Origin of the sequence: Caballeronia udeis, from assembly GCF_044909315.1 — a bacterium.
GTDB lineage: Bacteria > Pseudomonadota > Gammaproteobacteria > Burkholderiales > Burkholderiaceae > Caballeronia > Caballeronia udeis_A.
Genome location: NZ_JBIYEB010000013.1, coordinates 58,871 through 77,786, shown reverse-complemented (window position 1 = coordinate 77,786; position 18,916 = coordinate 58,871). Strand labels below are relative to the sequence as shown.

18 protein-coding genes and 1 pseudogene are annotated in these 18,916 nt (G+C 57.5%); 9 read left to right on the top strand and 10 right to left on the bottom strand.

Going from position 1 to position 18,916, the window contains the following annotated elements:
- Window positions 1-10 precede the first annotated feature (10 nt).
- The 4 genes from ABH944_RS21205 to ABH944_RS21190 all read right to left on the bottom strand — a co-directional run bounded on the left by ABH944_RS21205 (window position 11) and on the right by ABH944_RS21190 (window position 4,706).
- Window positions 11-844 carry an aldolase/citrate lyase family protein gene (locus ABH944_RS21205; RefSeq protein ID WP_404608676.1) on the bottom strand — a complete coding sequence of 278 codons (834 nt, stop codon included), beginning with the start codon at window positions 842-844 and terminating at the stop codon, window positions 11-13.
- 111 nt (window positions 845-955) lie between these two features.
- Window positions 956-1,870 (bottom strand): LysR family transcriptional regulator, encoded by a 915-nt coding sequence (locus ABH944_RS21200; RefSeq protein WP_404608678.1) that lies wholly within the window; start codon window positions 1,868-1,870, stop codon window positions 956-958.
- 476 nt (window positions 1,871-2,346) lie between these two features.
- Window positions 2,347-3,126 (bottom strand): alpha/beta fold hydrolase, encoded by a 780-nt coding sequence (locus ABH944_RS21195; RefSeq protein WP_404608679.1) that lies wholly within the window; start codon window positions 3,124-3,126, stop codon window positions 2,347-2,349.
- 215 nt (window positions 3,127-3,341) lie between these two features.
- Window positions 3,342-4,706: an MFS transporter gene (locus ABH944_RS21190; protein ID WP_404608680.1), complete on the bottom strand. Its 1,365-nt coding sequence runs from the start codon at window positions 4,704-4,706 to the stop codon at window positions 3,342-3,344.
- Window positions 4,707-4,709: 3 nt separating this feature from the next.
- Between ABH944_RS21190 and ABH944_RS21185 the strand changes: the two genes are divergently transcribed.
- Complete coding sequence (locus ABH944_RS21185; RefSeq protein ID WP_404608682.1) at window positions 4,710-5,636, top strand: LysR substrate-binding domain-containing protein; 927 nt, start codon at window positions 4,710-4,712, stop codon at window positions 5,634-5,636.
- Between the two features lie 249 nt (window positions 5,637-5,885).
- On the opposite strand, the gene ABH944_RS21180 is transcribed toward ABH944_RS21185, so the two are convergent.
- Window positions 5,886-6,518: a LysE family translocator gene (locus tag ABH944_RS21180; protein ID WP_404608684.1), complete on the bottom strand. Its 633-nt coding sequence runs from the start codon at window positions 6,516-6,518 to the stop codon at window positions 5,886-5,888.
- 307 nt (window positions 6,519-6,825) lie between these two features.
- Window positions 6,826-7,530, bottom strand: coding sequence for an aspartate/glutamate racemase family protein (locus ABH944_RS21175; protein WP_404608685.1), 705 nt, complete (start codon window positions 7,528-7,530; stop codon window positions 6,826-6,828).
- A gap of 718 nt (window positions 7,531-8,248) precedes the next feature.
- Between ABH944_RS21175 and ABH944_RS21170 the strand changes: the two genes are divergently transcribed.
- The gene (locus ABH944_RS21170) at window positions 8,249-8,404 is read left to right on the top strand and encodes a hypothetical protein (RefSeq protein WP_404608687.1); all 156 of its coding nucleotides are present in this window, start codon (window positions 8,249-8,251) and stop codon (window positions 8,402-8,404) included.
- Window positions 8,405-8,412: 8 nt separating this feature from the next.
- Here the strand turns inward: ABH944_RS21170 and ABH944_RS21165 are convergent, their stop codons facing one another.
- The gene (locus tag ABH944_RS21165; RefSeq protein ID WP_404608688.1) at window positions 8,413-9,360 is read right to left on the bottom strand and encodes a LysR family transcriptional regulator; all 948 of its coding nucleotides are present in this window, start codon (window positions 9,358-9,360) and stop codon (window positions 8,413-8,415) included.
- A 365-nt stretch (window positions 9,361-9,725) separates the two neighbouring features.
- Window positions 9,726-10,979, bottom strand: coding sequence for an MFS transporter (locus ABH944_RS21160; RefSeq protein ID WP_404608785.1), 1,254 nt, complete (start codon window positions 10,977-10,979; stop codon window positions 9,726-9,728).
- Window positions 10,980-11,867: 888 nt separating this feature from the next.
- Between ABH944_RS21160 and ABH944_RS21155 the strand changes: the two genes are divergently transcribed.
- The 7 genes and pseudogenes from ABH944_RS21155 to ABH944_RS21125 all read left to right on the top strand — a co-directional run bounded on the left by ABH944_RS21155 (window position 11,868) and on the right by ABH944_RS21125 (window position 17,510).
- The gene (locus tag ABH944_RS21155) at window positions 11,868-12,995 is read left to right on the top strand and encodes a hypothetical protein (protein WP_404608690.1); all 1,128 of its coding nucleotides are present in this window, start codon (window positions 11,868-11,870) and stop codon (window positions 12,993-12,995) included.
- A 37-nt stretch (window positions 12,996-13,032) separates the two neighbouring features.
- Complete coding sequence (locus tag ABH944_RS21150; RefSeq protein ID WP_404608692.1) at window positions 13,033-13,608, top strand: UGSC family (seleno)protein; 576 nt, start codon at window positions 13,033-13,035, stop codon at window positions 13,606-13,608.
- On the top strand, window positions 13,605-13,943 hold the full coding sequence (locus ABH944_RS21145; protein WP_404608694.1) for a thioredoxin family protein: 339 nt from the start codon (window positions 13,605-13,607) through the stop codon (window positions 13,941-13,943). The genes ABH944_RS21150 and ABH944_RS21145 overlap by 4 nt, the downstream gene beginning before the upstream one ends.
- A gap of 19 nt (window positions 13,944-13,962) precedes the next feature.
- Window positions 13,963-14,319 (top strand): annotated as a pseudogene (locus tag ABH944_RS21140) (acyl-CoA dehydrogenase family protein); the annotation flags it as partial.
- 13 nt (window positions 14,320-14,332) lie between these two features.
- Window positions 14,333-15,559 (top strand): CaiB/BaiF CoA transferase family protein, encoded by a 1,227-nt coding sequence (locus tag ABH944_RS21135; RefSeq protein WP_404608696.1) that lies wholly within the window; start codon window positions 14,333-14,335, stop codon window positions 15,557-15,559.
- Between the two features lie 52 nt (window positions 15,560-15,611).
- Window positions 15,612-16,646 (top strand): thioredoxin-disulfide reductase, encoded by a 1,035-nt coding sequence (gene trxB, locus ABH944_RS21130; protein ID WP_404608698.1) that lies wholly within the window; start codon window positions 15,612-15,614, stop codon window positions 16,644-16,646.
- A 579-nt stretch (window positions 16,647-17,225) separates the two neighbouring features.
- Complete coding sequence (locus tag ABH944_RS21125) at window positions 17,226-17,510, top strand: hypothetical protein (RefSeq protein WP_404608700.1); 285 nt, start codon at window positions 17,226-17,228, stop codon at window positions 17,508-17,510.
- A 106-nt stretch (window positions 17,511-17,616) separates the two neighbouring features.
- Here ABH944_RS21125 and ABH944_RS21120 read toward each other — a convergent pair whose 3' ends face one another.
- A complete protein-coding gene (locus ABH944_RS21120; RefSeq protein ID WP_404608702.1) occupies window positions 17,617-17,991 on the bottom strand; it encodes a tautomerase family protein in 375 nt (124 codons plus the stop codon).
- A gap of 93 nt (window positions 17,992-18,084) precedes the next feature.
- Window positions 18,085-18,885 (bottom strand): acetoacetate decarboxylase family protein, encoded by an 801-nt coding sequence (locus ABH944_RS21115; protein ID WP_404608704.1) that lies wholly within the window; start codon window positions 18,883-18,885, stop codon window positions 18,085-18,087.
- Window positions 18,886-18,916 lie beyond the last annotated feature (31 nt).

The window sequence follows — 18,916 nt, the reverse complement described above, 5'->3', positions numbered from 1 at the left end:
ATAGATAAGTTCAGATTGCGGCCAGCACGCTGCGCGCTTCTCGGGCGATGGCCTCGTCGACCATGCGCCCGTCCACGATACCCACGCCCTGTTCATTTGCTTCGAGCACACGTTTCGCCCGTGCAACGCGATCGGCGGACGGCGTAAACGCACGGTTGATTGATTCAATATGTGAAGGATGAATAGTGGCTTTACCGTGGAAGCCATTGGCGAGCGCGAAAGCCAGATCGCCTTGCAAAAGGTCGGCGTCGTGAATGGCGAAACACGGCGCGTCGATCGCCTCGATGCCCGCCGACGCACATGCCGCGGCAACACCACAACGCGCGAGTTGCAGCGCGAGCGAATCGGGTTGGGCACGCACATCGGAGGCATAGTCAGCCGCGCCAAACATGAGCGCCCCGACATGCGAACTGGCACCTGCGATCGATTCAATCGCAAACATGCCACGCGCTGACTCGATCAGGGGAACAAGCACGCTCGTCTTGCCGGCTTGATCGAACAGGCTTGCTACCAATGCCACCTGGTCCGGCGATTCAATTTTCGGCAGCAGGAGGAAATCGGGCATGCGCGAGACGTCCAGCAATGCGGCAAGATCGTCCAGACCAAAGCGCGTAGAAACCGAATTGATGCGCACCGCAAGCTGCGGCATGGTTTCGTCGAGAGGCGTGTTGAGCCACGCAAGCAGGTTCTTTCGTGCATCCGGCTTCTCAGCGGAGGACACGGAATCTTCGAGATCGGCGATGGAAACATCCACGCCGCTCCGGGCCGCGCTCAGCAAGCGGTCAGGACGGGTGGCGGGTGTGAAGAGCCAACTACGAGTGGCATAAACGGAATGATCGGACATGACGCTTGGCACCTGAAGAATGTTTTGACCTGTTCATTCTCGTGATGCAGCGCGCCACTGACAATGCGGCAATTATGGTGCTAGCCTTCGGAAATTTTGAAGCCTGGATTTTTAGGGTTTGCTGCGTGACTGCTTGGAGCCGCTTGCGATCAGATGGTCGAACAGCAGACGAGCGTAGGTTGGGAGCGCGTCTCGCTCGCTCACGCACACGCACATTTCACGCAGCGCCCAGCTATCGTGCAGACGTAGAACACGAATGCCCATGGTGCGCTTGCAGCGGCGCGCCGCCGACTCGGGCACGACTGATACGCCCACGCCATTCTCGACCAGACGGCAGATAGCGTCGAAACTGCGTAGCTGTATGCGCTGGCGAATCCGCCGATGCAATCTGCGTGCATGACCCTCCAGATAAATTTGAATCGATGCACCGCTCGCATAGCCGACGAAATCGTGTTCGAGTAATTGCTCGAACGCGATGCCGCGCATGCCTTCGAAACCGGGTGCAGACACAGGCACGACTGCGCACAGGCGATCGGTGACAAAAGGAAAAGCTTGCAACGCGCCCATGTCAGCCGCAGCAGCCACAATGCCGATGTCCGCCACACCATCGATCAGCGCCTCGACGATTTCATGACTAAGGCGCTCCTCGACTTCAATGTTCACATTGGGGTGAGCCGCGAGAAAATGACTGACAGGCGTAGGCACAAACTCCGTCAGCGCGTTCGTGTTTGCGAGCAACCGCACTGTGCCTTTCAGTCCATGGGCGAACTGGCCAAGATCGTCGGTCAATCGCTGCATGGAGGCGAGCGTTGCGCGTGCATGGCGCAACAATGTATGACCCGCTTCCGTAGGCTGAACGCCGAGCCGCTGGCGCGCGAGCAACGGCACGCCCACAGCCTCCTCCATTTGCTTGACCCGTCCGCTCGCCGAGCCTAGCGCCAGGTTCACACGCGTTGCTCCGTGCGTGATGCTGCCCGCTTCCACCACGGCCACGAAAAGCCGCAAATCCGCTATGTCGAAGCGCATGAAGTGTCTCCGTCTTCGTTTCCGTTGCTTCCACGAACGATCAAGCCTACGGGAACCCCGAAGGACACCTTCGCGAACTCCGCATTGTCGCCGAACGTCGCGCTTTGGACAATGGCTCCACAAAATCAGCAAACGGAGACAGACATGGCGAACCCTTCAGAAGACAACGCGCGCGATCGTGCGCCCAACTTTCGACACGCTCATACGATGCAACGGCCCGCTGCCACTGCGAGCCTCATCGGGTCGGAGATCGAATGGTATGGCTATACCGACTCCGCTAGCGTTCCTAGACTTTTCCTTATTCGTTGCCGGTGTGTTATCGCTTGGCTTAGTTTGAAGCGAAGCAAGGTTGCCGCGACAATCGCTCCCCGTTTTTTTGTTTGCAGTAGTCAAAATATCCAACAGGTCGGTTCAAGGGCTCGCCATTCATACCGGTGCCAGGTGAAACACCCGGGCGCCAGAACGCTCTGGTTTCTTTAGCTACGCTGCCCCGCCGCGTTCAGGATTAGCTGGGTGATCTCGTCGGGATGAGAGATCAACGAGAGATGGCTTGCCTTCAACTCGATGGTCGTGGCACCCATGCGTTTCGCCATGAAACGTTCAAGGTCCGGATCAATTGTCCTGTCTTCTGTCGAAACAGCGTAGAAACTCGGCTTTGACCGCCAGGCAGCCTGTGTGGTCTTGCCGGTTAGCAGCGCCTTGTGAAACGGCTCTTGCACTGCATAGAGGACCTTCGCCTTCGCTTCCGGCAGATCGCCCGCAAAATCGCGAAGGAACGCGGCCTCGCTCAGGCGACCTTCATCGCCGTCAAAAACAATCCCCGCAGACGCCGGCGGCGCAGGAAATTTCTTGGCCAGCTCCGAGTAATCCTCGCCCGCGTCAGGCGCCCGAGCTGCCACATAAACAAGTGCAGAAACATTCGGGTGCACACCGGCCTCCGTTACGATCATCCCAGAGAAGGAATGCCCGACCAATACGGTCGGGCCGTCCTGGCGCGCCAGCACGCGTTGGGCCGAAGCAACCGCGTCGGGCAACGTCGTCAGAGGATTCTGGACAGACGTGGTATTGAGTCCCGCTGCTTGCAGTCGCGCGATCACTTCTGACCAGGACGACCCATCGGCGAACAACCCGTGCACAAGGACGATGTTCCGCGCTTTCGCCGGCGCGGGAGTTGCCGCCATACCGCGAGTGGAAACGAGTGTAGCGGCGGCCCCGGCTATCAGTGCAGCCGAGAAACTACGTCTGTTCATCGTCATAATCTGATTCTCCTTCCGTAGAGGTTCGATTCGGGTCGACGCAAAGCGGTTCTAGCCCAAAATACCTTAGTTATGCAAATTATGTGCCATCAGCATGGTAGCAACGCTAGTCGCTCGGCTGGCCGTACCGAATCGACACGTCGTGCCCATGGCGGGGAGCCCGCTGGTTCTGCTCAGTGTACGCACGTGGAGAACTTTGAACTGCCCGGCCTGACCTATCGCGCCTGCTGGATTCTCAGCCAGAGAGCCGTGACGATCGCGACAATGAACAACGCGCCCGTCATCCCCACAACCCCATTCCATCCTCCGCGATTCCAAAACACCCCACCCAGCGAGCCCACAACACTGGATCCGAGGTAGTAGGCAAAAAGATAAAGCGATGATGCCTGTGCCTTGTCTGATTGCGCGCACGCCCCAACCCACGCGCTAGCAACAGAGTGCGTGCCGAAAAAGCCGACCGTCAACACCGCGATCCCTGCAACGACAATCCAAAGCGAGTCAGCAGTTGTGAGAACGGTTCCGACGAGCATGACTAACAACGTGGCAGGCAGCATGTTGCGCCGCCCCAACCACTCCGACAGACTGCCAGCCGATGCTGAACTGGCAACACCAAACAAATAGACCGAGAATATGAAGCCCATTGCGGTCTGGCTCAGCGAAAACGGCGGCGCGACCAGGCGATAGCCCACGTAGTTGTAGACCGTAACGAATCCACCCATCAGAAGAAAACCTTCCACGAAGAGCAAGGGCAGCACACCGTCACGCACATGCGTCGCATATGCTCGACTCAAGGTAGCGAACCGAAGTGGCTGTGCGACGAAATGTCGGGACGCGGGCAAGCAGCGCCACAAGATGCCCACGCACAGCAATCCCAGAATCCCCATGGTCATGACGGCTGCGCGCCACCCCAGGAGATCCGTTACTACGCCTGTCAACAATCGGCCCGCCATCCCACCAAGTGCGGTTCCACCGACGTACAAACCCATCGCAAGACCGAGTGACCGCGGGTGCATCTCCTCCCCAACATACGCCATCGCGACCGCGGGTAGCCCGCTCAGTGCAATTCCCATCGCCGCCCGGGTCACCAGGAACTCCGTCCATTTAGGCAGCACCGCACTGATTATCGCGAACATGGCAGACAGGAACAACGACGCCACCATAATCGGTTTGCGTCCCCAAGCCTCCGACAGGACGCCCGCGACCAGCATAGACACGGCCAGCAGCCCCGTGGTCAGCGACAGTGAGAGACTTGCGCCCGCTGCGCTTACCTTGAAGTTTTGGGAAAAGACCGGCATCAGCGGCTGCACGCAGTACAGCAACGCAAAGGTGGCAAATCCGGCTGAGAAAAGCGCACTGTTGGTGCGAATGAAAGCAGGTGTGCCGTGCTCGATTTTTCCAATCAGCACCTCGGTGGCGAGTTCTGCGGACTCAACGAAGCGAACTGCTGCGCTCGATGTTTCACTGCTATGCTCGGACATGATACGAATGCCTCGGATAAATACTAAAGATTCCTGGGAATAGTCGGCCAGAAGCGGGACCGCGTCCAATATCGTTTTATCGCCATTTGATACAAAATCCATATCATGGATCTGCGCCGTATCCGGTACTTTGTCGTACTCGCCGAAACGCTCCACTTCGGGCGGGCCGCGCTACGACTAAACATTGCTCAGCCCCCCCTCAGCCAACAGATTCGTGCACTGGAAGGTGAACTTGGCGCCCAGTTGTTTGAGCGAAACAATCGTCGCGTAGAACTCACACCTGCGGGAAAGGCGCTGTTGCCAGAGGCCCGCGCATTACTTGCACAGGCTGAGCGGGCAGGCGCTGTCACTGCACGCGCCCAACGCGGTGAACTGTGCGAACTACGCGTGGGTTTCACCAGTTCTGCCGCGCTCAGTTCAGTGATTCCGCAGTTGATTTTTGCGCACAGGCAGCGCTTCCGAAATGTTCACTTGCACCTCGAAGAACTGACGACCAAAGAGCAGATAACGGCCATGCTTGAGCGCCGGCTTGAGGTCGCATTCGTACGCAGTTCAAACTATCCAGATCTTCCCGCAACGCTCACGGCAACTTATGTATTCGAAGATTCTCTCGTGGTTGCCCTGCCGCCGCGGCATAGATTTGCTACCCCTTCCCTCCCGCTGTCAGCCGAGGTACTGCGCGACGAGGAATTTGTTATGTACCGGCAAAACAGTGGTACCGGTGTCTATGACCAGATCATCGCCTTGTGTCACCATGCGGGATTCTCACCGAGAATTGCTCAAGAGGCGCGTGAAACCCCAACAATTCTCGGTCTTGTTGCCGCCGGTCTCGGCGTAGCATTCGTGCCTGCATCGTTGGGAAGCCTGAACGTCGCGGGCGTGACGTACCGCCCGCTGCGCGAAAGCGGTGCTCGTTCCACGATATGGCTGGTTCTGCGCGCTGGAAAGTTATCGCCTCAGGAAGAAGCATTTTCCGAACTTGCGAGAACGGTTCAAACCCAGGCTCAAGATTCTCCCGGCAGTTGTGGGTAGGTACTCGTATTTCTGACCGGCCGGTGTCGGAACTCGACACCCAGCTTCATTTCAAGCCACGTTTCCAAGGCAACGACGTTCCATTACACGTCGATGCCCGTGAGGGCGGCAGTAAGTTCGCCCCGGCTATCGGCATATGCCCTCCAGTTTTGAACTGCTAGACGAAACCAATACCGGCCTTCACCTTGCCGTCTTCACGATGCTCACGCTAGTTACCACGACCAATACTTCAAAATACCTGACACGCGCCTAGCGGCGTGCTTCAGTGGCCATGCGAACCGCAAGGCCGGCGAGCACCGTTCCCATTAGCCAACGCTGAACGACAAGCCAAAACGGCCGCTGCCCGAGAAATGCCGCGATCGAGCCAGCCGTCATCGCGACAATCGAGTTGACCGTAACACTCAAGGTGACCTGCACGACCCCCAGTATCAGCAATTGGCCAAACACACGGCCGTATCGCGATTCGATGAACTGCGGCAGCAGCGAAAGATAGAGCACCGCGCTCTTTGGGTTCAACAGATTCGTGACGAAACCCATTGCGAACAGTTTGCGTGGACTGTCGGTAGGCAACTGGCGCACCTGGAACGGCGAGCGCCCCCCTGGCTTGACTGCCTGCCAGGCGAGCCAGAGCAAATAAAGTGCACCGCCAAAGCGCAAGGCGTCATACGCGTATGGCACGGCCAGCAGCAGGGCGGTGACGCCGAGCGCGGCGCATAACATATAGAACGCGAAGCCGAGCGCAACCCCACTAAGTGAGATCAGACCGGCAGTGCGACCCTGACAGATCGAGCGCGAGATCAAATACACCATGTTTGGCCCGGGCGTGAGCGCCATTCCGAGGCAGACGAAACCAAACGTGAGCAATCTGGCGCTTTCAGGCATTTCACATCTCCTTGACCATTGATCAACCAGTTTCAAAGCGATCGACGAGTGCACGGTGATCAATAGCATCCTGCAGCCACGACCGGAGGATGTGAGATCAGTGCATGCGCGGGGAAAGAGCATGTATAAACGCTTCGATCTCAACGCTCACGCTGTTGTGTAGAGAACTCATACTCACTGCTGGTCAAGCGTGGCGCCCCTTTTCGCCCCCGCCTGAGCAAGCAGATCGGAGCCAGGATTTCTTCTGGTGTCGTGAATCGCCCCCGGCTCCCCCTAATTTTGTCTGCCCACGTGCGACAGCCATCAGCTACTCGGCGGCCAAAGCCATTTCTACAGCTGCCTGAGCATGGGCAATGGTCGTGTCGATGATCAGCACCGGACTGTCTTCGGGCTTCACGAGCATACCAAACTCAGTACAACCAAGAATTATGACCTCCGCCCCCCGCGCCACGAGATCCAGAATCGCTGCACGGAATTTTTCGCGAGTGGAAGGCAGGAAGATGCCCTTCGCGAGTTCGTCATAGAGCGCATTGTGCACATTATTCTGGTGCTCTCCCTGCGCCACCAATACGTCCAGCCCATATCGCTTTTTCAGGCGCCCCACAAAGTACGTCCCTGTCATGGTGTACCGACTTCCCAACAGGCCAACCGTTCTGAAGCCGCGTGCAAGCACCTCTCTTGCCGTCGGGTCGACGATATGAATGAAGGGCAAATTGACTGAGCTTTCCACCCGCTCATCTGCCGTATGAACTGTATTGCACGCCAGCAGGAAAAAATCGGCGCCCGCAGCCTTTACCTTATTGCCTTCAGCGGCGAGAAGGTCCCCAACGAGATCCCATCGCCCTTCACGCTGTCGACGCTCGATCTCCTCGAAGTCGGTTTGGGCGAGCACGATTTTCGCGCAATGCAGCCCGGCTCCGCCCAGATGTTGCGCGACGAGTTCATTAATTGCACGGTAATACACGATCGTGCTCGGCCACGCGACACCGCCGACAATACCTATGGTTTTCAAGCAATCTCTCCAGAAGTTAAAGGAAAACGCGACGCCCCATGTCAAGCTTGATAATAAATTTCACACCAGTTGACGCACCGCTCACCGAGTTCGGTATACCCGCGACCTGAAGCTTACTTGGCCAGTCTGAAACGAGGCCTCCGTACAAAAGGAAAAATGGGGATTGGGTAAGCAGCATCGATCGGTTTCATCAATCATGCAGCTGAAACCTAGCCCGGAGCGAAAGAGAACAACGGTCCCGATTCACCGCTAGAGAAGCACCGTACTGCGGCGTAGACACAGCGAGCGGGCCGCATCGTCATGAATATGACTAAGCGCGCAGCGATGGTGAAAGCGCGCTGTTTGCTGGAGTCTTCCATGCTTTTGGCAACGCTTGAGAGTAACCACGACCACGACAGCTAGACTGCCCAGATAAATATCTGAAAATTCTAACTCCGCATCCGAAGAGGATTCAAGAAGTTACTGTTAACCTAGTCGACTTCAATATGCGCATATATAGCCGCTGCAACCAAATTCGCAGCCCGTGCCCGCGAACTTCATATGACGAGTCGCGACGCTTCACGGTCCCGAACAATCCGTCTAGCCCCGATTCGGTTTTGATTAAACTAGCTCCTAACATAGCCAATGCCATGCTTGCTGTTCTCAATATGTCGGCCGGATAGGATACCGATTCATACTGCGAAATCATTGGCAGCGGAAATAACGACTGGACGGAAGAATGCCTGCCGCAATCACCCCACCGCTGCCGCAACCGGCCAAACGATGGAGCAACTTCGCTGGCGTTCGTCCTGTGCAAGTGGAGAGGCCGGCTGACAGCACCATCACGACTGTCACGATCTCGACGCCGGACTGGCGTCATGGTTATTCCAATTGAAATATAAATCAGACACTATTTTCCTGCCGAACGGACTCGTCCGCGCCGGAAAGCGACCAGTCGTCCTGAAGCTGACCAAGGAAACCGCGTGCACTTGGCGTAAGTCCCCTGTCTCTGAGCAAAACAACCCCCACGGTCCGATTGACAACCGGCTTGGTCAACGGCCGGGAAATAAGTCCTGCGCTCAGAGCGGATGGCACCGCCCCCCCAGGCACAATCGCAAGGCCAACGCGCGCATGAACGCACTGCATCACAGTTGCGAACTGGTTGACCGTAACCGCATGCTGAAGAATCAGGCCTGCTGCCGAAGCAAGCCCGTCCAGAAAACGCCTTGTCTGTGCCTCTTTCGGCAATGAAACCATGGCATACCTCGATACCTCGTCAAGCGTAATACCGGCCTTGCTCGAAAGTGGATGACCTTTGGGCATCACGACATGGAACGCTTCAGTTGCAAGCGTGATAGCGGAAAACTCAACCGGAACCTCATCGATGTACGTCACACCAAGGTCGGCGACACCACTACGTACATCATCAAGTACAGTGCCATGCACACCCTCGCGTATTTGAATTTCGATGCGGGTACGCGATTCACGATATCGGGCAACAATCCTGGGTAACTGCGTATACGCGACGGACATCACTGCGGCCACGATGACCTGCCCCCGTTGTTCGTCGGATATTTCGCGCATGCTCTCGAATGAAATGCGTAGATCCGCGAGGATGCGGTTCGCGAGCGCAATAAACTCCTGCCCCGCCGGCGTGATTTCAAGCCGCCGCGTAGTCCGTCGAAAAACTTCAAGTCCGATTGCCTGTTCGACGCGTTGAACGGTGCGCGTAAGCGCGGGCTGAGAAATGTTGAGCGTCAGGGAGGCAGCCATGAAACTGCCGTGTTCAGCGATAGTACATACGGCAAGCAACTCGCGCGAACTCAGATCGGGAATGGCACTTCTGTTCATGTGATATCCCTGGAAGGCGTGCATGTCTATTTTATGCGCATTCCGCAACTAAGTCCTAAAATAAACCAATCCTGACATTAAATGAATACAACTCGACTATCCGTGGGACCGAAACGCAGCCCCCCTGCATTCACTAGAGCGCTACCTATGAAAATCCTGGTGCCGGCCAAGGGAGCGATCGATTACAACGTGAAGGTCCGGTCTGGACTGGAGAGCGAAATTTGACGCTCGCTGCCCGGGCCTTCGTGTTCCGCCCGGGCAACTGAGTGCTAGCCGTTGAGGCACCCAGCGCAATGTCGTATTGCGCACGAGCCAACAATCGGGAACCTGCCGGTCGTAGCGCGGCACAGCAGGCCCGCGCGTGTTTAAACCAAACGATGCGCATTCGGACTGAGCTCCGGATCGTCCGGGTTCGTGTCCAGAGGCTCTATTGCAATAGGCTTCCCTCGCCGTTCGTGTGTAAACGCGATCATGATAGGTATCACCACCGCCACTACTCCCACAACGCAGGCCATGCTCGTCGCCAAGCTCCAATCGCTGCGTTGTGCCAGGGATAATTGCAGTGTCGCATTGCTTGCAGCCAGCAAATTCCCCAATTGATAAACCAGGCCCGGAAACGTTGCGCGGACATGAGCCGGTGATATCTCGTTCAGATGGGCAGGCATCACTCCCCAGGCACCCTGGACAGAAATCTGCATCAAGAACGCACCGATCGCGAGCACGACAGCAGTCGAACCGAACGCCCAAAGCGGAATAACCGGAAGCGCAATCAACGATGCGACGACAATCGCCTTGCGGCGCCCAAGCCGCTCTGAAATTGTGCCGAAGAGAAGCCCACCTATGATTGCTCCCACGTTATAAACAATCGCGATCACACTCACAGTTTTATGACTGAAATGCTTCTCCGTTTGCAAGAACGTTGGATAGAGATCCTGGGTACCGTGCGCAAAGAAGTTGAAAGCTGTCATCAATATGACGAAGTACAACGTCAGCTTCCAGTTCTGCAATAACCAACCCCACAGGCTTTCCCTCTTCACCGTTGCATTCCTCTCCCACGTCGGAGATTCGGGTACGTTTCTACGGATAAAGAAGACAAGGATCGCAGGAATCGCAGTGACAGCAAACATGCCTCGCCAACCGAGTACTTCGTAGGCCAGCCCGTAAACGAGCGCAGCGAAAAGATAGCCAGTGGGATATCCGGACTGGAGCACTCCTGACATGAACCCACGCGAACGCGCCGGAATAGACTCCATTGTCAGAGCGGAGCCAACCCCCCATTCTCCACCCATGGCGATACCAAACAAGGCACGGATAATGAAAAACGACGTCAGGTTTGGTGAAAATGCTGTTAGCAAGCCGAACAAAGAAAAGCACACGACATTTAACATTAATATCGGCCTACGGCCGAATCTGTCTGCCAGTCTACCGAAAATCAATGCTCCAAGCGGGCGCACGGCAAGCGTGCAAGTCAGCGCAAATGCAACGCTTTTAATGTCTGAATGGAATGTCGCGGCAATGTCCTTCAAAACAAACACCATTACAAAAAAATCGAAAGCGTCCAGAGTCCACCCCAAGTAGCTCGCTATGGCAACATTCTTCTGCTGTCTCGTCCACATCATTGTCTCCATCATATTGTCCAGGCGCTGCTGTTATGCCCCGGTCCGCGAACCCACCGGAGTTGGCGTTATATGTCCGCGCAACCGTATCGCACAGGGTCATACGTTTCTCCCTGCGCGCCAGCGCAACGTTCGCCTTGATAGGCTATTGCCCAGACTAGCGCTCGCCAGCACCAATGCCAATCGCAATTTGTTTCTGGTTATAGTTGCGATAAACACATATATATCGGCAACTTTGGTGGCCCGTGCGCAGGGTTTCCATCGCAGCTTCCCGACCGAACCGTATACACGGATGCGCTTCAGGCTGAGCGAAGCGTCACCGGCACCTGAACCGGCAAGCAGGCCGATCACTTGAGCAGCGGTGCGTCGACGCGATGGTAATGATTCGTTATACTAAGGAAAGAGTCTTCTCTTGCCATGAACTGCGAAGCCGTACGTCGCGCGCAGCGAAGAGATCGTGAGCGTCTGTCCAACGAAATGAGCATCTCACCGCGACAGTTCCCGCCAATGATGATCAGGATAACGTATTTGCGCTGCTCGGGGCGAAGGTGCCAGAGACGGGTGCGCTCGCACATTGCACGTTTGGCCTCAGGCCGCATTCACCGGAACTGATGCGCCAGCGCGTACGGTATGACCTGGCGGGGGAATCGCAAACCTGGCCACGACGCAGCAACTCGATGCGCAGCATGCGTGAGGAGAATGTGAGCAAAGGCATATCGAGGTGACGCGCCCGCCGCTACAACATGTTCTCTTCAGGCAAGTGCTCCGTGTTTTCTCTCGACCATAAAGTATTCATGCCTCATTCGGAATTATCTGGCGCAATAGATTGATCTTGTAATAAATATCGACATCCGCCTAAGCTCTCTCCATAAACTTGACAAGGAGTGAGAGATGGATGCGGTGCTGCAATCGAGCAAGACGAGGGAGTCTGCGACGGCCACGGTTCCGGCCGATGTGGATCTGGTTGAATACTATTACGAGCGGGGTTTCAGCGACGGGCTGCCGGTAGTTCCGCCAACGCAGGAAAAGGTCGATGAGATCGTGGCCCGCCTGGGCGGCGATGCGTCGTTCGTGGAAGCGCGCATTGCGCCGCGCTGGGGTGACCTGACCCGTGAGGTTCTCGCGATCAACATGGTCATGGCGGGCTGCAAACCGGAATACACGCCGGTGGTGCTGGCTGCGGTCAAGGCCCTCACCGATCAGGCATTCAACCTGAATGGCGTGCAGGCTACGACCCACGTAGCCTCACCGCTGCTGATCGTCAACGGCCCGATCGCCCGCGAGATCGGGATGAACGGCGGCGTGAACGCATTCGGTTCGGGCAACCGCGCGAACGCCACCATTGGCCGCGCGCTGCGTCTGATCATGCTCAACGTGGGAGGCGGCTGGCCTGGCGATCTGGACAAGAGCACGCTGGGCCACCCGGGCAAATACACGTACTGCGTGACCGAGAACGAAGCCCAGAGCCCGCTTGCTCCATACCACGTCGAGCACGGCTACAAGCCTGAAGACTCGACGGTGTTTGTGATGGCCGCCGAGGCACCGCACAGCGTCACCAACCACATCTCCAACGATCCCGAGGGCATCCTCGACACGATGTGCTCGGCAATGAGCACGATCGCTTCAAACAGCGCAGTGCTCGGCGGCCATATCGCCGTGGTGCTCGGCCTGGAACATGCGCAGACGATCGGCAAGCACGGCTGGTCACGCGCCGATGTACGCAACTACCTGTTCCAGAATCATGGCAACCGCTTCATCGATCTGGCGTACGGCCACCGCTACGGCAAGGTCTACAACCGCAATCTGCCCAAGTACTACAAGCGCGAGGACAACACGCGCATCCCGATCATTCACAGTCCGGAGAACATCCACCTGTTCGTGATGGGTGGCGAGGCCGGCCGTTTCTCGGCGCTGATCCCCGGCTGGGGTCACATGAGCACGCCCGTACTGCGTGCAGTCGAAGGCAGCGGCGCAGGGGATAACGGCGCTGAATGCGTGGGCGGCACCTGCGCACTGTAACGATGACGGCAGCCCAGCTGCATTCCAGGAGAAAGACATGTTGACGAAAACCAATACTGTGACTGTGTATGACCCGCGGGGGAGCATCCGCTTTGAGAACGTAGCGGCCGCGCCGCGCAAGCAAAAGCTGGCCGGGCTTCGCCTGGGCATTCTGGACAATTCGAAGTGGAACGCCAACAAGCTGCTGCGCGGCGCGGCTGCCGCGCTCGCCGAGGACGTCGAGTTCGCCGCGGTGAACTACTACGTCAAGCACAGCTTCTCGAAGGACGCCACGCCCGAGCTGATCGAAAAGATCGCTGCAGAGAACGACGTGGTGCTGACCGCGATCGGTGACTGCGGCTCGTGCTGCTCGGCCTGTATCCGCGACTCGATTGCGCTGGAGAAGCTTGGCGTGCCGAGCGCTGCGATCATCACGACCGAGTTCGCGCGCGAGACCGAACTGACGCGTCAGGCTGTCGGCATGAAGGCGCTCGAGCCGGTCGTCATCATGCATCCGGTCAGCTCGATCACCCAGGAGGAAGTCGCCCAGCGTGTCCAACAGATCCGGCAACAGGCCCAGCAAGTCTGGCTCGGTACACAACCGCCGCTCACCACCAAGGTCGAACTGCAATGATCAGCACTACATCAGAAAACAGGTTCTCCCCGCCTGATCTGGAGGCGCTTGTCGCTCACAGCGATATTCCGGTGCTCATCGACTGCTTCACACCCGGATGCGGTCCATGCGCCTCGCTAAGCCCTGTGCTGGACGAGCTTGTAAACAGTACACAAGGTCAGTTGGCTATCGAGAAAATCGACGTTGCAACGTACCCGGAGATCGCACACCGTTTCGGCGTGCGCGGCGTGCCCACGCTGCTGCTTTTCAAGGATGGCCAATTGCACGCGTCACGTACCGGTACAGCGTCGCGTACGCAGTTGCTTACCTGGCTTTCCGCCCAACAGGCCGTTTGAACGATGACTACACCGTTTCATTGACCGGAAGCAGTTCCGCAAGCCCCCGGCCGCCAATCAGTTGATCCAGAAGACGCTCACGGACATGCAGACTGAGATTGCATTGGGACTGCAGGCGTGCCTTCGGCTGGGTCACATGAAAGACGAAGGAATCGCCTCGGTGGAAGTCACCTCTCTACTGAAGCGCAATTCCTGCGGAAAAGCTCCGGATATTGTGCGACTCGCGCGCTACATGCTCGGCGGGAATGGGATCAGTGACGAATTCGGCGTGGCTCGCCACCTCGTCAATCTTGAAGTCGTCAACGCCTACGAAGGTACGCACGACATTCATGCATTGATTCTCGGCCGCGCGATCACCGGCATCACGGCATTATGACGGGAGACTCTCAATGGGCGCACTGTCGCATCTGCGCATACTCGATCTTTCCCGTGTACTGGCCGGCCCTTGGGCCAGCCAGATACTCGCGGACCTGGGTGCCGAAGTTATCAAGGTCGAACATCCTGACCGTGGCGATGATACACGCGCCTGGGGTCCACCCTGGGCCAGCACGGACCGGTGGACCGATGAACGTCAGTCAGCCTATTTTGCTGGCGCCAACCGTAACAAGCAGTCCGTCGCGGTTGATATCGCGCATCCGCAGGGCCAGGAGATCGTGAAAGCACTGGCATCGGGTTGCGATGTTGTTATCGAAAACTTCAAGGTTGGTGGCCTCAGTCAGTATGGGCTCGATTACGAGTCGTTAAAGGTGACCAATCCCGCCATCATCTATTGCTCGATTACGGGATTCGGTCAGACAGGCCCCTACGCACATCGTCCCGGCTACGACTTCCTGATCCAGGGCATGGGCGGATTGATGAGCGTAACCGGTCACCCTGACGGGGAACCTGGTGACGGCCCATTGAAGGTCGGCGTCGCCCTGACCGACATCCTGACAGGTTTGTATGCCACCGTAGGTATCATGGCCGCGCTTGCTCATCGCGACAAGACGGGCGAAGGCCAGCAGATTGACGCGTCGCTCCTTGATGTCCAGGTGGCGTGCCTAGCCAATCAGGCAATGAACTACCTCGCCAGTGGGCAACAACCGCCGCGGCTGGGAAACGCCCATCCGAACATCGTGCCGTATCAGGACTTCCGGACAAGTGACGGTCATATCATCATCACTATCGGCAACGAAGCCCAATTCGCCCGGTTCTGTGAGGGACTCGGCCGGCCAGAGTGGTCGACGGACGATCGCTTTGCCACCAATAGCGCGCGTCTTGCACATCGTCATGAACTGATTTCCCTCATACAGCGTGTCATCGCTACGCGTACAACATCCGAGTGGCTGGATACCCTGGAGACACGCTCGGTACCTTGCGGTCCCATCAATGACCTTGCGGCAGTTTTCGCCGACCCGCACGTGCAATATCGAGGCATGAGGGTCGACTTTCCAGATGGCGACACTTCGGGTGTTTCAGTAATAGCAAGCCCGCTGCGCCTTTCAGCTTCACCGGTGGAGTATCGCAGTGCGCCTCCGCGTCTGGGAGGTGAGACCAGGGGTGTACTTCAGCGCCTGCTGGGCTTCGGCGAGGAACAGATCAACAACCTCATCCGCGATGGCATCGTCCGCGCGTAAGTTACTTACGGGTCTTTGAGATACCAATCTAAACCTTTATGAAGACATTTCCATGCAAAGCGACAACAGGCGCCACGCGCGCGTTTTGATCCTCGGATCCGGCCCAGCCGGATACACAGCCGCCATCTACGCTGCCCGTGCAAACCTTGAGCCCATGCTGGTGACTGGCCTGGCGCAGGGAGGACAGTTGGTCACCACGACCGAAGTGGATAACTGGCCCGCCGATGTCAATGGAGTGACCGGTCCTGACCTGATGCAGCGCTTTCAGCAGCACGCAGAGCGCTTCAATGCACACATAGTGTTCGATCACATTAACGAAGTCGATCTGAAGCAACGACCGTTTGTGCTGACCGGCGACGCCGGCACGTACACCTGCGACGCACTGATCGTCGCTACCGGCGCGTCAGCGAAGTACCTGGGCCTGCCGTCCGAGGAGGCTTTTCTCGGCCGCGGCGTGAGTGGTTGCGCGACGTGTGATGGATTCTTCTATCGCGACCAGAACGTCTGTGTCGTGGGCGGCGGAAACACCGCTGTTGAAGAGGCGCTTTACCTGTCAAATATCGCCCGCAAGGTACATCTTGTCCATCGGCGTGATCAGTTCCGCGCCGAGCCCATCCTCATAGACAAGGTAATGGAAAAAGTCGCTGCAGGGCGAATGCAGTTGCACACCTGGCACACGCTCACGGAGGTTCTCGGTGACGACTCCGGAGTAGTCGGCGTACGCCTGAATAACCTAAGAGACGGCGGGACCACAGAGATAGAACTAAAGGGCTGCTTCATTGCAATTGGCCACCAACCGAATACCGACCTTTTCAAGGGGCAGCTCGAAATGAAAGACGGTTACGTGGTCACCAGAGGCGGTGCAAGCGGGATGGCGACGATGACCAGCATCCCAGGAGTGTTCGCCGCAGGCGACGTCCAGGATTCTATCTACCGGCAGGCTATCACTTCCGCAGGGACTGGTTGCATGGCCGCTCTGGACGCGCAACGCTTTTTCGAGCAAGCAGGATCGTCAGTGACTGAAAAGAAGAGTTTTACCGAACACGACCAGACCGCGGCAGAAGTGCCGGGATCCGCCCTTGCCTGACGCGGCATGGAAGTTTGGAGCTGAGCATTGCCGGTATCGGCATCTGATCCGGCTTTCCAGTCGATCGGGTACTCGCAGCTCCAGGAAATTCTTCACCGCGGACAGCAACTTACCGCAGGGGCCGTCTTGTGGATTCATTACTCCGCCCTATCAACCGAGCACCGAAAATTTGAAATGTCTGCAGAGTTTCTTTCATGCAGGTCTGTCACCAGTAGACGCTGCGCACCTATGCTTCGCTCCAAAACACTAGACGTCGCCGACGATCCATAGTCTCGATCCGGGCGACTCTACGACATTCGCACTTCGATGCTTCGGTCAGTCGGACTCCTGTCTATGCCAGACAATATCGCGCTGCCGTCCATGTCTGTGATGGATGCCCACCGGAAATAATCTTGACTGCCGCCTCACGCACTGTCGCGCCGATCGAGCGTAAGCACTGCCCGACTCGTTTAGCGTGCAATTCGCAAGCCGAGCCTCAATGTGACAAATCATCAGTTGGGCGGGGAAACTTCCGTATCTCACCAGATACTGGCGATAAGTCAAGGCGGGCGGTTGGTGATTGCCCGCGCGGAGAACCGTATGGAGAGCAATAGGGCAGATTTTTCGGCAGTACGACGCGCAGCAGCAGCATCGGCCAACCAGGAGGACGCTGCGATCTGGCGTTGGTTTTCCGTTTTGCTCGAGGACCGCCGCATTCGATGGTGTCTATCCGGTGCGCAATGGCTCGTCTCCGTCGATCACAAACATGTAGCTACAGCAGAGAGCTTTGATGCAGCGATACGCAGCGCAAAATCGAATACAGAATCAGAGAAGAAATTTCACCAGCATGGATTGCGAGACGATGACACCAATGACCCGCTTTGACCCGCGAGTCTAAGCGACGTAGACGCCGGGCCAACCATCCACCGTAAGTTCAAATTTTTCTGTTTCCCCACGGGCGTTACCCTGGCTTGAATGATCACGCGGCGCCCTATTCGCTCGCAACGTCCGGCATGATCTGTCCCATTTCCATCGCCTGACTGGGGGGCACCTCCTGAATGCCGATGACAATCTGATCATCGGGCGCGCCTGTCGCGGCCTGGAACAATGTCCAGAGACGCTGTAGCAAGCCGCGCTTATATTCAGGCGTGCGGCCGGTTCGGATCAGAAGCGTGAGCGCGGCGGTGGCCGCGGCTTCTCCGGCGGTGAACCCGTTCCCAGGCGGATATTCCTGAAACACCACGTGTACCCAATTCTTTGGCACACCGGAATATTCAGAATGCAGGTCAGTCAGTTCGACCGCGAGCCTGGACTTGGCCTCACTGTTCAGTAGTCCATCCTGTGTGGTCAAGGTGTAGAGCGGCATGGGCACAACTCCTGTTCGGACGTGTTGCGAGCATTCAACTTGGCGCCAGGGAACACCCGTGCTCCCTGCCAAGTCAGGGGGCCATCACAGCACTCACGCCGCGTAGTTCTTCAGAATGCGCAGATCCGTCACGGAGTACGCCATGCCAAGCCGATAGCCCCGGCCGACGCGCACTGGCGCAATCAGATGCATATCCTCGCCGGCGACTTCCGGAATCTTCAATTCCGCCGAGCCGGCCCAGACGTCCACGATCGCGAGATTGTCCGTCAGCGACATGGTGAGTTCGTCGACCGGCGGCTTCTCCTGAAAGCCGGATGCGAGTTGCGGAAAGTAGCGGCGCATTGTCGTAGGCCGATTGAAAACGGTCGCAGGGTCAGCGACAGCTTCCTCGAGCTGGATACGGGCGGTCGCCAGCCTTTCTCCGTGTGCGGACACGCTGGCACCGAAGCGGCTGCCTTTGGCAAGCGGCGCAGCGGCGAGGCTGGGCGCGGAGAAACTGCGCGTCTGATAAACGCTGGCGAGTTTCTTTGGAAATCCCTGCGCCCATCCGCGGGCGATGGCGGCATCGTTATCGACGAAGATGAACGGGCAATAGTTGACCGGCGTACCTTCGAAGACGGCCTCGACCAGAACGAAGGCTTCGCGGTATTGATACCGGGCGGGGTCCGTCAATTCGTCATTGGAACCCGTGAACTGCCAATCCAGAAACCAGAAGAAGGCACGGCCGCCGGATTTCTCGTCCACCGTGACGCCGGGCGGGAGGAGCGCCGCGATTGCTTTCTGGTCGGCCCAGTATTCAATGGCGAGACAGTCGCTGGAATAATGCCAGGGCGGCAGTGTCGCCAGTGCGGACTTCCCTTGCGGGGTAAGGGGAACTGAAAACGCTTCAGGCATTTCGTTTCGTCCTCGATTTGAGCGACCGGAA

Excerpts from the sequence above, each read along its gene's own strand:
- trxB (WP_404608698.1), top strand. The coding sequence starts at position 15,612 with ATGCAAAGCGACAACAGGCGCCACGCGCGCGTTTTGATCCTCGGATCC.
- ABH944_RS21120 (WP_404608702.1), bottom strand. The coding sequence starts at position 17,991 with ATGCCGCTCTACACCTTGACCACACAGGATGGACTACTGAACAGTGAG.
- ABH944_RS21200 (WP_404608678.1), bottom strand. The coding sequence starts at position 1,870 with ATGCGCTTCGACATAGCGGATTTGCGGCTTTTCGTGGCCGTGGTGGAA.
- ABH944_RS21125 (WP_404608700.1), top strand. The coding sequence starts at position 17,226 with ATGGAGAGCAATAGGGCAGATTTTTCGGCAGTACGACGCGCAGCAGCA.
- ABH944_RS21160 (WP_404608785.1), bottom strand. The coding sequence starts at position 10,979 with ATGATGTGGACGAGACAGCAGAAGAATGTTGCCATAGCGAGCTACTTG.
- ABH944_RS21205 (WP_404608676.1), bottom strand. The coding sequence starts at position 844 with ATGTCCGATCATTCCGTTTATGCCACTCGTAGTTGGCTCTTCACACCC.
- ABH944_RS21165 (WP_404608688.1), bottom strand. The coding sequence starts at position 9,360 with ATGAACAGAAGTGCCATTCCCGATCTGAGTTCGCGCGAGTTGCTTGCC.
- ABH944_RS21180 (WP_404608684.1), bottom strand. The coding sequence starts at position 6,518 with ATGCCTGAAAGCGCCAGATTGCTCACGTTTGGTTTCGTCTGCCTCGGA.
- ABH944_RS21190 (WP_404608680.1), bottom strand. The coding sequence starts at position 4,706 with ATGGATTTTGTATCAAATGGCGATAAAACGATATTGGACGCGGTCCCG.
- ABH944_RS21155 (WP_404608690.1), top strand. The coding sequence starts at position 11,868 with ATGGATGCGGTGCTGCAATCGAGCAAGACGAGGGAGTCTGCGACGGCC.
- ABH944_RS21115 (WP_404608704.1), bottom strand. The coding sequence starts at position 18,885 with ATGCCTGAAGCGTTTTCAGTTCCCCTTACCCCGCAAGGGAAGTCCGCA.
- ABH944_RS21135 (WP_404608696.1), top strand. The coding sequence starts at position 14,333 with ATGGGCGCACTGTCGCATCTGCGCATACTCGATCTTTCCCGTGTACTG.
- ABH944_RS21145 (WP_404608694.1), top strand. The coding sequence starts at position 13,605 with ATGATCAGCACTACATCAGAAAACAGGTTCTCCCCGCCTGATCTGGAG.
- ABH944_RS21170 (WP_404608687.1), top strand. The coding sequence starts at position 8,249 with ATGCCTGCCGCAATCACCCCACCGCTGCCGCAACCGGCCAAACGATGG.
- ABH944_RS21150 (WP_404608692.1), top strand. The coding sequence starts at position 13,033 with ATGTTGACGAAAACCAATACTGTGACTGTGTATGACCCGCGGGGGAGC.
- ABH944_RS21185 (WP_404608682.1), top strand. The coding sequence starts at position 4,710 with ATGGATCTGCGCCGTATCCGGTACTTTGTCGTACTCGCCGAAACGCTC.
- ABH944_RS21195 (WP_404608679.1), bottom strand. The coding sequence starts at position 3,126 with ATGACGATGAACAGACGTAGTTTCTCGGCTGCACTGATAGCCGGGGCC.